Below are 13,131 nucleotides of genomic sequence, written 5' to 3' on the forward strand. Positions count from 1 at the left end.
ATGCAGCTCGGACTGATCGGCCTCGGCAAGATGGGCGGCAACATGCGCGAGCGCATCCGCCGCGCAGGCCACACCGTCATCGGCTACGACCGCAACCCCGAGATCTCCGACGTGAGCGACCTGGCCGAACTGGTCGAGAAGCTCGAAGCGCCGCGCACGGTCTGGGTGATGGTCCCGGCCGGCGCCCCGACCCAGTCGGTCGTCGACGAGCTGGGCGGACTGCTCCAGCCCGGCGACACGGTGGTCGACGGCGGCAACTCGCGTTGGACGGACGACGAGAAGCACGCCGAGGAGCTGGGCGCCAAGGGCATCGGCTTCGTCGACGCGGGCGTCTCCGGCGGTGTGTGGGGCCTGACGAACGGCTACGCGCTGATGGTCGGCGGCGACCCCGAGAACATCGCCAAGGTCCAGCCGGTCTTCGACGCCCTCAAGCCCGAGGGCGAGTTCGGGTTCGTGCACGCCGGCAAGGTCGGCGCCGGGCACTTCTCCAAGATGGTCCACAACGGCATCGAGTACGCCATGATGCAGGCCTACGCCGAGGGCTGGGAACTCCTGGAGAAGGTCCACTCCGTCACCGACGTCCGCGAGGTCTTCCGGTCCTGGCAGGAGGGCACGGTCATCCGCTCCTGGCTCCTCGACCTCGCCGTCAACGCCCTCGACGACGACGAGCACCTGGACAAGCTCAAGGGCTACGCCGAGGACTCCGGCGAGGGCCGCTGGACCGTGGAGGCCGCCATCGACAACGCCGTACCGCTGCCCGCCATCACCGCCTCCCTCTTCGCCCGGTTCGCCTCCCGCCAGGAGGACTCGCCCCAGATGAAGATGGTCGCGGCCCTGCGCAACCAGTTCGGCGGCCACGCCGTCGAGACCAAGTAGGCGCGCCGTGGGGGATCTTCTGCTGGTCCGCCACGGCGAGACGGAGTGGAGCGTGTCGGGCCGGCACACCAGCTGGACCGACCTGCCCCTCACCCGGCACGGCGAGGAAGAGGCCAAGTCCCTCGCCCCGCTCCTGGCCGGCCGGACCTTCGCACTCGCCCTGACCAGCCCGTTGGACCGTGCCATACGCACCGCCGAACTCGCGGGCATCACCGGGGCCGCCCCCGACCCCGACCTGCACGAGTGGGACTACGGCGGCTACGAGGGCGTCACCACCGTCGACATCCACCACACCCGCCCCGACTGGTACTTGTGGACCGACGGAGTACCGCCGGGCCCCGCCGGACACCCGGGCGAGTCCCCGGACGAGATCGGCGCCCGCGCCGACCGGGTGCTGAAGCGGGTGGACTCCGCGCTCGCCGACCGTGACGTGGTCCTGGTGGCGCACGCCCACTTCCTGCGCGTCCTCACGGCACGCAGGCTGGGCCTGCCGGCGGCGGACGGCCGGCTGTTCCAGCTGGCCACCGGCACCGTCAGCCGCCTGTCCACCGAGCACGACCGCCCGGTCATCGCGGAGTGGAACACCCGACCGTAACGGCACAACTCCCCGGCCCGGACCGCGCTTCGACGCTCGGTCCGGGCCGCGGTCGTCCTCTGTGCGCACGACAGCCGCCGGGCTAGAGTCGCTCTCGATGGAGATCAACGATCTGACACCGGCCGAGGAACAGGTGTGGCGGGCCTTCCCGTTGGGCGAGTCCGTGGACTTCCGTACGGCGGAGGACGAGGACATCGCCCTCGGTGGCGACTGGGGGCCCGAACGGACCGTGCGCGCCTCGGTGTTGCGGGCGCTGCTGCTCAACGGGCCGCAGGAAGCAGGGGAGATAGCGTCCCTCAGTCTGGCGGGCGCCCGGATCACCGGCCGGCTCGACCTGCAGTACGCGACGATCGACCACCCCGTGCGGCTGCGCTACTGCCACTTCGACGGGGTGCCCCGCTGCTACGCGGCCCGGCTGCGCGAACTCAATCTCGGCGACTCCGTCCTGCCCGGGCTGACCGCGCACGCGATGCGCGTGGACGGCGTACTGCGGCTGACCCGGGCCAAGTTCCGCGGACTCGTGCGGCTCGCGGAGGTGAAGGTCGCCGGGAGTCTGTTCATGGAGAGCGCGGAGATCATCGCCCCGGACGCCGAGGAACCGGTCCTCCAGCTCAACCAGGCCTCCGTCGGCGACGATCTCCGGGCGGCCGGGCTGCGCACCCAGGGGCAGATCCGGCTCAGCGGCGCGAGTGTCGCCGGGTCGGTCATCCTCAACGGCGCGCACCTCTCCCACCCCGGGCACTCCGCCATCGACGCCGAGGTGCTGGTCGTCGCGGGCAACATCCTGTTCCGGTACGCCCGGGTGGAGGGCTGGGTCGGGCTGCGCGGCGCCCGGATCGCAGGCCGACTCGACCTGTCGTACAGCTCCCTGTCGAATCCCGGCAGTTCCGTGCTGCTGGCGAGCAGCGCCAGCATCGGGGAACTCTGGCTGCGGGAGAGCCCGCCCGTCGAGGGCGGTGTCGTACTGCGCAGCGCCCAGATCGACGTGCTGCTGCTGGAGCCGCAGGTGGTACCGGGCCAGGTGCACCTCACCAGCCTCGTCTACACCTCGCTCATCCCGCACGAGCCCGCCGAGCGCCGGCTGACCATGCTGGAGCAGGACGGCGACGGCTATGTTCCGCACGCCTACGAGCAGTTGGCCCTCTCCTACCGCCGCACCGGCGACGACTACGCCGCCCGCCGCGTCCAACTCGCCAAGCAGCGCCGCCTGCGCGCCACCCTCCCCCGGTACAACCGGATCTGGGGCTACGTCCAGGACGTCACCGTCGGCTACGGCTTCCGCCCGCTGCGCGCCTGCGCCTGGCTGCTGTCGCTGCTGGCCATCGGCTCGATCGCCTACGGCCTGCACCACCCGGCCGCCCTCAAGCCGTCCGAGGCCCCGCACTTCAACCCGGTGTTCTACACCCTCGACCTGCTGCTGCCGGTGATCTCCTTCGGCCAGGAGGAGGCGTTCGCGCCGACCGGCTGGTACCAGTACCTCGGCTACGCCCTGATCATCACCGGCTGGATCCTGGCCACGACGGTCGTCACCGGTGTGACCAGGACCGTCAGCCGCCAGTGAGCCGCTTCGCGGTGTGCTGGGCGGCCAGTCGCACCGGCGCGTTCGGGGCTCCGTAGCCCCGGTAGTCGCCGTCGCGCTGGACCAGTTCGAAGAAGACCCGGCCGACGGTACGGGTGTAGCAGTGCCGGAACTCGCCGCCCGCGTCCCGGTCGTAGAGGATGCCGAGTTCGCGGTAGGTCTCCAACTCGCCCTCGGTGAAGTCGAATCGAGCCGCGAGGTCGTCGTAGTGGTTGGCGGGTATCGGCAGCAGTCGGCCACCCGCCTCCCGGAAGCGGCGGGCCGCGGCGACCACGTCGTCGACGGCGAGGGCGATGTGCTGGGCGTGGGCGCCGTCCTCGGTGGGAGCCGGGCCGACACTCAGTGCGATGCGGACGCTGCCGTCGGGCGTGGTGACGGCGCGGCTGCGCAGCAGGCCGTAGGGGTCGGCGACGTCGACGCTCTCCTGGGCGTGCAGTCCGAGGACGCTGCGGTGGAAGAGGGCCGCCTCGTCGAACTGGTGCCAGGGCTGGGTGAGGGCGAGGTGGTCGATGCGCAGGACGCCTGTTCCTGAGGGGAGTTGACCGGGGGTGTCGGTGAAGTCGGCGCGCCAACCGGGGTGTTGGGGGGTGGTCCGGGCGCAGAAGAAGAGTTCCGTGCCGTCGGGTGCGGCCACCGCGTCGAGTTGGGCGTCCTCGGGGGTCCGGCGGCGGGGCAGGACGGGGGCGAGGAGGGCTTCGGCGCGGCGGGCGGCGCCCTCCGGGTCGGGCGACTCCAGGCCGATCGCCGCGAGCGCGGTGCCGTCGCGTCGTACGGCGGGGCCGGTGTTGACCAGGATGCGGGCCTCGCCCTGCTGCCACAGGTCCACCGGTTTGCCGCGGTGGCGGGCCGTGCGGGCGAAGCCGAGGGCGCCGAGGAGCGCCGAGACGGGTTCCGCGTCGGGCGTGACGAGTTCGGCGAAGGCGATGCCCGTGGGGACGACGGGGGTGGGGGGCCGCGCGAGACCGACCGTCTCCTGGAGGTCCAGCAGCGAACGGTGGGCGTCGATCGCCGTCGGGCCCGCGTCCGCCTGCCGGAACACGTCGTTGAAGACCTCCAGCGACAGCGGGCCGTCGTAGCCCGCGATCAGGACGTGTCGCAGCAGTCCCGCGATGTCGAAGCCGCCCTGGCCGGGGAAACAGCGGTAGTGGCGGCTCCACTGGAGGACGTCCATCGCGAGCAGCGGGGCGTCGGCGAGCTGGAGGAAGAAGATCTTCTCGCCCGGGATGTCCGCGATGCCCTTGGGGTCGGAGCCGCGAGAGAGGATGTGAAAGCTGTCGAGGCAAGTACCGAGTGCCGGGTGACCGGCCCTCTCGACGATGCGCCAGGCATGGTCGTACGTACTGACGTGCCGCCCCCAGGCGAGCGCCTCGTAGGCGACCCGGACGCCGAACTCCTGGGCGAGGTCGGCCAGTTGGCTCAACTGCGCGGCGGCGAGGGCGTCGTCGTCCTCGGCGAGCGGCGAGACGCTGGAACAGACGAGGACGGTGTCGGTGCCGAGCCTGCGCATCAGCTCGAACTTGTGCCGGGCACGGCGCAGATTCCGCGCGAACTCGGCTTCGGGGACCGCCTCGATGTCCCGCAGGGGTTGATAAAGGTCGATGGTCAGACCGAGATCGGCACAGCGGGCCCGGATCTCCTCCGGGGTGAGGGGGCTGGCGAGGAGGTCGTTCTCGAAGATCTCGACCCCGTCGAAGCCGGCCCGGGCAGCGGCCGTGAGCTTCTCGGTGAGGGAACCGCTGAGGGAGACGGTGGCGATGGACGTACGCATCGGGGGTACCTCTCAATTCCGCTGTGGGCACGGGGGGTTCGGGGCGGGCAGGGCGGGTTCGGGGCGGGTGCAATCGCTTCGGCGCAGACCCACGTCTTGCGGTGCGGGCTCGACCGCCTCGGCACGGGCCCATCGCTTACGACGCGGGCACAGCCGCCTCGGCACAGGCCCACCCCTCGCAGTGCGGGCACGACCACCTCGACCCGACCATCTCTACTCCGGTGCGGCCAGCGCTACTTGGGCACAACCACCGCACCGGCCAGCTCCGCGATGTCCGCAAGCATCCGCGCGCTGTCGGGCTCGCGCCCCGTGAACAGACGGAACGCGTCGGCCGCCTGGAAGACCGCCATGCCGCCGCCGTCAAGGGTGGGGCAGCCCAACGCGCGGGCGGTGCGCAGGAGTTGGGTCTCCAGGGGGCGGTAGACGACCTCGGCGACCCAGAGTCCGGAGTGCAACAGGCTTGCGGGGAAGGGCAGTCCGGGGTGGGCGGCCATCCCGGTGGGCGTGGCGTGGACGACGCCGTCGGCACCCGCGAGCAGGCCGGGGAGCAGATCGGGGGTGGCACCTGCCGCGCGGCCCGCACCGAAGTGGCGGTTCAGGGAGTCGGCGAGGGCCGCCGCCCGCTCGGGCAGCGCGTCGACAACCGTGACGCGCCCGGCGCCCAGGGTGAGCGTGGCGTGCGCGACGGCCGCGCCCGCGCCGCCCGCGCCCAGCTGGACGACGCGTTCCATGGGCGCGTCGGGCAGTCCGCGCGCGAAGGAGGCGGCGAAGCCGGTGACGTCCGTGTTGTGGCCGATCGCGCTGCCGTCCGCCTCGAACACCACGGTGTTGACCGCGCCCAGCGCCTCGGCCTGCGGGGCGAGCCCGTCCAGGTGCCCGATGACGAGCTGCTTGCACGGGTGGGTGATGTTGAGCCCGTCGAAGCCCAGGTCGCGGGCGGCGCGCAGCAGGTCGCCCACCGCCTCCGGGGCGACGCCGAGCACGTCGATGTCGATGAGCCGGTACACGTAGCGCAGGCCCTGCCGGTCGGCCTCGCGTTCGTGCAGGGCCGGACTGAGGGAGGGACCGATGCCGGAACCGATCAGTCCGACGAGATACGAGTCCTTGAGGACCGTCGATTCCTTGAGGACCGTTGATTCCTTGAAGACGTCGGCCACGGTGGCCCTCCCGAGCGGCTCACTAATGTACGAACTAGTACGTTAGCTATATCAGGATCGCGAGCCCCGCGGAAGCCCCGGGAAGCCTCGAGCAAGCCCCGGACAGGAACGCGACGCCCCGCCACCCAGGCCCGGCTTCTACAATCACCGACACCGGCCCCCGCCCGAAGGAACCCGATGACCAGCGTCGAAGAACCGGCACGACCCAACGGGCGGATCCGCGACGCCGTCCGCACCAGGGCCGAGATCCTCGACGTGGCGACCCAGGAGTTCGCCCGGGCCGGCTACGACGGCGCCCGCGTCGACGAGATCGCCGCCCGCACCCGCACCACGAAGCGGATGATCTACTACTACTTCGGCGGCAAGGAGCAGCTGTTCACGGCCGTTCTGGAACGGTCCTACGGCGTGATCCGCGAGGCCGAACAGAGCCTGGACGTCGAGCACCTGGACCCCGTCGCGGCCATCCGGCGGCTCGCGGAGCTGACCTTGGACCACCACGAGCAGCACCCGGACTTCATCCGCCTGGTGAGCATCGAGAACATCCACGGGGCCGAGCACATCGCCGCCTCCGAGAAGCTCGGCAAGATCGGCTCGCCCGCCGTCGACGTGATCCGCCGCATCCTGGCGTCGGGGCAGGAGTCCGGCCTGTTCACCGCCGACGTGGACGCCGTCGACCTGCACGCGATGATCAGTTCCTTCTGCTTCTTCCGGGTCGCCAACCGGCACACCTTCGGCGCCCTGTTCGGCCGCGACCTGACCGCCCCGGATCGGCGCGAGCACTACCGGACCATGCTGGGCGACATGGTGATCGCCTATCTGACGGCGGAGCGCGCGACGGACTGAGACGGTCCGACGGCACCCCTTGACACCCGGGAAACGTGAGCGCAACATCCCTACCCACCGAGACTAACTACCCAGTGGGTTAATTAGCCGCGACCCGGCGCCACCACCCCGCTCCCGCCTCTCCCCCTCCCCCTCCCCCCAGGTCTCTCTCCCCCCCCCACATCTCCCCGTCTCCGCTCGCTCCGCCCACGGCGGAGCCTCCGCGAAGGAGCAAGCCGTGTCCGTCCCCGCCAAAGCCGTCGGGCAGCCGAAGAAGGCGGCAGCCGCCGCCTGGATCGGCAGTGCCCTGGAGTACTACGACTTCTTCATCTACGGCAGCGCCGCCGCACTGATCTTCCCCAAGGTCTTCTTCGACGACTCGGACCCGGCGACCGCGACCCTGCTCTCCCTCGCGACCTTCGGTGTCGCCTACGCGGCCCGTCCGGTCGGCGCGCTGTTCCTCGGGCACTTCGGCGACCGGGTCGGCCGCAAGCAGGTCATGATCTTCACGCTGCTGCTGATGGGCCTGTCGACGTTCCTCATCGGCTGTCTGCCCACCCGCGCCCAGGTCGGTTCCCTCGCCCCGGTCCTGCTCGTGCTGTGCCGGGTCCTCCAGGGGATCTCCGCGGCGGGCGAGCAGGCCAGCGCCAGTTCGATGACGCTGGAGCACGCACCGCCGGACCGGCGCGGTTTCTTCACCAGCTTCACCCTCAGCGGTACACAGGGCGGCCAGCTCGTCGCCACCCTCGTGTTCCTCGCCGTCGCCCAACTCCCCGACAAGCAGCTGCTGTCCTGGGGCTGGCGCGTCCCGTTCTGGGCGAGCGTGCTGGTCGCGGTGGCCGGCTGGTTCATCCGCCGCAGGCTCCAGGAGACCCCGGCCTTCGCCGAGCAGGCGGCGACCGAGGGTGTCGTGAAACTCCCGCTCGTGGTGCTGCTGCGCGAGCACTGGGCGGACGTCCTGCGGGTGATCGCGGGCGCGCTCATCGCCTCCGTCTCGACGATCTTCACAGTGTGGGCGCTGGCCTACGCCACCAGCGACTCGGTCGGCATGTCCCGCACCTCGATGCTGTGGGTGGGCGCGCTCGCCAACCTCGTCGCCCTCGCCGCGATCCCCCTGTGGGCCACCCTGTCCGACCGCATCGGGCGCCGCCCGGTGTACCTGATCGGCGCGATCGGCAGCGCGCTCACCATGTTCCTCTACCTCTGGGCGATCTCCACGGGCTCCTACGCCCTCACCCTGATCCTCGGCATCGTCGCCTTCGGCGTCGTCTACAGCGCCGCGAACGGCGTGTGGCCCTCCTTCTACGGCGAGATGTTCTCGACCCGGGTCCGGCTGTCCGGCATGGCCGTCGGCACGCAGATCGGCTTCGCGGTGGCCGGGTTCGCGGTGACCTTCGCCGCACGGATCGCGGGTCCGGACGGCACGGACTGGTCGTCGGTGGCCCTGTTCACGGCGGCTCTGTGCGTCCCGCCGGTCGTCGCCGCCCTGTCCGCCCGCGAAACCCACCGGGTCCCGACGGAACTGCTCGGCGCGCGCCCACCCCGGGAGACCTCCCGGCCGGAGACGGTGACGGCCTGACCGTCTGACCGTCTGACCGTCTGACCGTCTGACCGTCTGACCGACGAGGTCGACAGCCCACATTGACAGTTGACGTTTCCCGCAAGAACATCGGCCCGAACGAGCAGAAAAGAACAGCGCCGCCCCACGGCCATGTCATTGCTCCCCCGCCGCGCACGTGGCACGACCCCAACCGGGGTAGGACGGTCAGGAGGCCGGCGACCGGCCTTCGTGAACCTGCGCGCGCGGGGCGCCGACAAGGCATCACGGCCCCGCGCCGCCCGGAGGGTCTCCGCGTGTACCGGCCGATTTCAGGGGCGGCCGGTGCACGCGGGCCCGGGGCTGACTATCGTTGCCCGATCACAGGCGCGAAAGGTGGTCGAGGGCGTGGCGGGGGCCGAGTGGATACGGGTGCCGGTCGGCGACGACGCCGCCCGGTGGGCCACGCGGGGGCGCACGCGCAAGGTGCTGTTCGTCGTGCACAACGTGACCTCGGCGACCCGGCTCCTCGACGTACTGCCGCTCTTCCACGACGACTTCCGGGTGCAGCTGCTGGTCACCTGCACGGGATCGTCGGCGTTCGCGGCCGGCGTGGCCGAGTTGCTGGCGGAAACAGGGGTGCCGGTCCTGCCCTGGGAACAGGCGACGGCAACGCCGGTCGACTTGGCCGTCTCCGCGAGCTTCGGCGGTCAACTCCGGGCATTTTCAGGGGTATTGGCTGTGATGTCCCACGGTGTCGGATACACTAAGAGGCTGGGGACACCCAACACCCAACACCCAACACCCAACACCCGGCGGCAAGGTGGCGGAGGCCGAGGTTCCGGTGTTCGGGTTGTCGCCCGAGTGGTTGCTCGACGAAACCGGCCGGCCCGTCGCCGACGCGCTGGTGCTTTCACACCCGGAGCAGCTGGAACGGCTGCGCGCCGTCTGCCCCGAGGCCGCACCCACGGCCGTACTGGCCGGTGATCCCTGCTGGGACCGCATGCTCGCGGCGCGCCCGTACCGGGAACGCTACCGGAGGGCACTCGGCGTCGGCCGGTCGCAGCGCCTCGTGGTCCTCAACTCCACCTGGAACCCGGAGTCCCTGTTCGGCGACGGCCCGGCCTCCGGCGACGACGCACTCCCGTCCCTGCTCCCCCGGCTGACCTCCGAACTCCCCGTCGACGAGTACCGTCTCGCCGCCGTCCTGCATCCCAACATCTGGTACGGCCACGGCCCGGGCCAGCTCCGTGCCTGGTTGGACCGGTCCCGTCGCGCCGGTCTCACCCTCGTCGACCCGCTGCACGGCTGGCGCCAGGCGCTGCTGGCCGCCGACGCGGTCATCGGCGACCACGGCTCGGTGACCTACTACGCCGCCGCGCTCGGCACCCCCGTCCTCCTCGGCGCCGCACCCCTCGCGGGCCTCGCCCCCGACGCCCCGGTGCACGCCTTCGTCCGGACGGCACCCCTCCTGGACCCCGCGCTCCCGCTGCGCCCGCAACTGACCCAACTCATCGACACCCACAGCCCGTTGCCGACCCCGGCCGCCTTCACCAGCTCCGTCCCCGGCGAGTCGGCCATCCGCCTCCGGCGCCTCTTCTACGGCATCATCGGGCTCCCCGAACGGGACGCGCCCGCCCTGCTCGAACCCCTCCCGCTGCCGCCGTTCGAACCCGCGGCGCACACGGTCCCGTTGCGGGTGCTCACCCGGCTGCTGGGCAGCTCCGAGGTCTCGGTCGTCCGGTACGCGGGCCCGCACCCGGCGCCCGACGGCACGGGCGAGGCGCACACGGCGGTGCACGAGGACACCCGCGAGCAGGACCAACTCTCCCTGGCCGACGTGGTGTTCCGGTACGGCGCCGCGGACGATCCGCGCTTCGGGTCACCCGCGCTCTGGACCACGGAGGTCCTGGCCCGGCACCCGCGCTGCGCCCTCGCCGTCTACGTCACCGGCCCCGGCGCGTGCACGGCCCGCACCTCCGACGGCACCCTGCTGCTCCTGCGCACCGAACCGCCCGCCGACGCCGACCCGGTCGCCTGCGCCTCGGCCCTGCACGCCTGGCTGGCCTCTGGCAAGTCACTGCACGAGGCCGTGGCGCAGGGGCTGACCGTGCACACGGGCGGGGCCGTGCACCGGGTGCGGATCGTCCTCGGCTAACCCTCGCAGCGCTCCCGCAGGACGCGCAGATACGACAGGTGCTGTTCCGCCTTCTCGTCGCGCAGGGCGTCGGCCGCCTCGTCGATCAGGGCACGGGCGGCTGTGAACTCGCCCTCGGTCAGACGGGTTTCGGCCAGGTCGGTGAGGGTGCGGGCCGTGTTGTAGGCCTCGCCGCTCGCGCGGAAGAAGGCCAGCGCGTGTTCCAGGCGGGCGACAGCCTCGGCGGGACGGCCCATCCCGCGCAGCGCCCGGCCCCGGTGCCGCTCCAACAGGGCGCGGGCGCGCGGCAGATCGGCGGCGCCCTCGTCGCCGGGGCCGATGCCGTCGAGGATGCCGTAGGCCTCGTCGAAGGCCGAGTACGCCTCGTCGTACCGCCATTGGCGCAGCCTGAGCAGGCCGAGGAACTCGACGGCGGAGGCGTGGCCGCGCACGTGCCCGGCCGCCCGTTCGTCGCGCGCGGCGGCGAGCGCCTCGGGTTCCGCCTCGTCCCAGCGCCGCAACTCCATGAGGCTGTGGGCGAGTTGGACATGGAGAGAGGCCGCGCCACGGGTGCCGGGGAAGTGGGCGTCCGCCGTACGCGCCCCGGTGCGCAGCGCGGGCAGCAGGACGTCGTGGTGGCCGGCCTTGAGCTGGAGCGGCCACAGGGTCTGGCCCAGCAGGACGACGGTGTCCCAGTCCCCGAACTCCTCGGCGGCACGCACCGCTTGGACCAGGTTGGGGGCTTCGGCGGCCAGTGCGGCGACGCCCGCGCCCCGGTCCGGGTACGACAGCGGGGTGGGTGCGGACGGTACGCGCCAGCTCTCGGGCAGTGCCGCCTGCGCGGCGGCCAGGCCGAGGTGCACGTAGTACTGCACGGTGCGGGACACGGCGGCGGAGGACGCGGCGATGCCGTCCGTGGCGGCGGCGGTCCGTTCGGCGTGGGCGCGGACGGCCGGCCGGTAGCGGTGGCGGCCGTCGTCGGTGCGCTCGACGAGCAGGGCGTCGGCAAGTTCGCCGAGGAGGCGGGCGGCCTCGGGTTCGTCGATGTCGGCCGCGCGGGCCGCCGCTGCGGCGTCGAGGGCGGGCCAGTCGTGGAGGCCGGTCAGGCGGTAGAGGCGGGCCGCGCCGGGGATCAACAGGCGGTACGAGTCCTCGATGGCGGACGTCACCGGGTCGGTGTCCGGCCCGGCGGCCGGCTGCGGTGGGGCGGTGAGCCGGGGTGCGGCGGCGCGCAGGGCGTAGGGCGAGCCGGCGCAGCGGTCCAGTACGGCGGGCAGCGTGGCGCGGGCGGCGGTGACCGCGGGCCTGCCGACGAGCTCGGTGAGGAGTCGTCTCGCGTCCCGGTGGCTCAGCGGGCCTACCGGGACGCGTAACGCGTCGACGCCGATGAGGGGATCGCGCGCCACGACGAGGGTGACGACGTCCGGAGCCGAGGCGAGCAACGGCCGTACCTGGGCGCCGGATTGGGCGTGGTCGAGGACGACGAGGGCGCGGCGGTCGGCCAGGGAGGCCCGGAACAGGGTGGCCCGGTCGGCGGCCGAGGGCGGGATCTCCTCGTCGGGCAGGCCGAGTTGGCGCAGCAGGGTGGTCAGGACCGGCTCGGGGCCGAGGGTGCGCAGGTCGGCGTAGAGCTGTCCGTCGGGGAAGCGGGCCGCCTGCCGTGCGCCCCAGTGGTGGGCGAGGGTGCTGGTGCCGATGCCCTCGGGTCCGTGCAGGAGGGCCAGCCGCGGGCGTCCGTCGAAGGGGCGCGTCGCCTCCTTGTCCAGGAGTTTCAGGGCCTCCTGACGGTCCGTGAAGGAGCGGGGCGCCAGCGGGAGGCAGTGCCGTCCCGGGCCCGTGATCCGGCCCGGGGTGCGCACGCCGCGCGCGAACCGGGTCCAGATCAGGGCGAGTTCGGGGTCGTCGTGGACACGGTCGTGGATCATGCGGGCGACGGCGTCGAGTTCGTCGGGGGTCGCCGGTGCGGGCACCTCGCGGCCGGCCAGGCGGCGGACCAGTCCGCCGGCCGATTCCCAGGCCAGTTTGCCGGCCTCGCTCGCCATCCCGGAGCCGACGGCCCCGAACACCGCGGCGATGGCGCTCATCGACACCGGATCGATCACCTCGTGCACTCCCCCGTCGTCCGCACGCCGCCGTGTTGCGGATCAACCTTAGCGCCAGGGACGGGAGGTGACGATCGGTCACCCCAGGTTGGCGCCCTTCGGGATCCCGTACACCCGCTCCACCCGCAGCCGCAGCACGAGCCGCCGGTCCCGGACCATGGCGGCCCGGTAGTCGTCCCAGTCGGGGTGTTCGCCGAGGACGTCACGGTAGAGCCGGATCAGCTCCTCGACCGTGTCGTCGTGCGGGTCCGCCGCCACCGGTGTGAGGTCGGCCGTGCCCTCGGCGACCGTGTACGCCCACCGGTCTGCACTGGTCACGTGATAGGAGGCGCGGGGGTCGCGGCGCAGGTTGCGGGTCTTGGCGCGGTCGTCGGTGATCGAGACGCGGATGACGCGCTCGTCGGGGTAGTAGGCGTGGCTGACGTTCGAGAGCTGGGGCCGGCCGTCGCTCTTGAGGGTGACCAGCACCCCGCCGTGGCCGTCGGACAGCAGCTGAAGCAGTGGGGCGTCGTCCTGAGTCATATCGAGAACAACGAGTACGGAGCGTCCACCATTCCC

At 72.2% G+C, this 13,131-nt stretch carries 10 protein-coding genes; 6 read left to right on the top strand and 4 right to left on the bottom strand.

Going from position 1 to position 13,131, the window contains the following annotated elements; all coding sequences use genetic code 11:
* The 3 genes from gnd (at window position 1) to ACQHII_RS08000 (ending at window position 3,032) form a co-directional block, all read left to right on the top strand.
* Window positions 1-876, top strand: a complete 876-nt coding sequence (gene gnd / locus ACQHII_RS07990; RefSeq protein ID WP_427918593.1) for a phosphogluconate dehydrogenase (NAD(+)-dependent, decarboxylating) — start codon at window positions 1-3, stop codon at window positions 874-876.
* 7 nt (window positions 877-883) lie between these two features.
* Window positions 884-1,471 (top strand): histidine phosphatase family protein, encoded by a 588-nt coding sequence (locus ACQHII_RS07995; protein WP_427918594.1) that lies wholly within the window; start codon window positions 884-886, stop codon window positions 1,469-1,471.
* 97 nt (window positions 1,472-1,568) lie between these two features.
* Window positions 1,569-3,032, top strand: coding sequence for a membrane-associated oxidoreductase (locus ACQHII_RS08000; RefSeq protein WP_427918595.1), 1,464 nt, complete (start codon window positions 1,569-1,571; stop codon window positions 3,030-3,032).
* Here the strand turns inward: ACQHII_RS08000 and ACQHII_RS08005 are convergent.
* A complete protein-coding gene (locus tag ACQHII_RS08005) occupies window positions 3,019-4,818 on the bottom strand; it encodes a bifunctional sugar phosphate isomerase/epimerase/4-hydroxyphenylpyruvate dioxygenase family protein (protein ID WP_427918596.1) in 1,800 nt (599 codons plus the stop codon). The two genes, ACQHII_RS08000 and ACQHII_RS08005, sit on opposite strands and share 14 nt — an antisense overlap.
* 233 nt (window positions 4,819-5,051) lie before the next feature.
* Window positions 5,052-5,975, bottom strand: a complete 924-nt coding sequence (locus ACQHII_RS08010) for a shikimate dehydrogenase (RefSeq protein ID WP_427918597.1) — start codon at window positions 5,973-5,975, stop codon at window positions 5,052-5,054.
* Window positions 5,976-6,152: 177 nt separating this feature from the next.
* Between ACQHII_RS08010 and ACQHII_RS08015 the strand changes: the two genes are divergently transcribed.
* The 3 genes from ACQHII_RS08015 to ACQHII_RS08025 all read left to right on the top strand — a co-directional run bounded on the left by ACQHII_RS08015 (window position 6,153) and on the right by ACQHII_RS08025 (window position 10,492).
* Complete coding sequence (locus ACQHII_RS08015) at window positions 6,153-6,818, top strand: TetR family transcriptional regulator (RefSeq protein WP_427918598.1); 666 nt, start codon at window positions 6,153-6,155, stop codon at window positions 6,816-6,818.
* Between the two features lie 217 nt (window positions 6,819-7,035).
* Entirely contained in the window at window positions 7,036-8,376 is a 1,341-nt protein-coding gene (locus ACQHII_RS08020; RefSeq protein WP_427918599.1) for an MFS transporter, read from the top strand.
* Between the two features lie 961 nt (window positions 8,377-9,337).
* On the top strand, window positions 9,338-10,492 hold the full coding sequence (locus ACQHII_RS08025; RefSeq protein WP_427925252.1) for a hypothetical protein: 1,155 nt from the start codon (window positions 9,338-9,340) through the stop codon (window positions 10,490-10,492).
* Here the strand turns inward: ACQHII_RS08025 and ACQHII_RS08030 are convergent.
* Entirely contained in the window at window positions 10,489-12,573 is a 2,085-nt protein-coding gene (locus ACQHII_RS08030) for a tetratricopeptide repeat protein (RefSeq protein ID WP_427918600.1), read from the bottom strand. The two genes, ACQHII_RS08025 and ACQHII_RS08030, sit on opposite strands and share 4 nt — an antisense overlap.
* A gap of 78 nt (window positions 12,574-12,651) precedes the next feature.
* Entirely contained in the window at window positions 12,652-13,095 is a 444-nt protein-coding gene (locus tag ACQHII_RS08035) for a PPOX class F420-dependent oxidoreductase (protein ID WP_427918601.1), read from the bottom strand.
* Window positions 13,096-13,131: the final 36 nt, after the last annotated feature.

Source organism: Streptomyces sp. cg40 (genome assembly GCF_050320165.1).
In the GTDB taxonomy this organism is placed as follows: Bacteria; Actinomycetota; Actinomycetes; order Streptomycetales; family Streptomycetaceae; genus Streptomyces; species Streptomyces hokutonensis.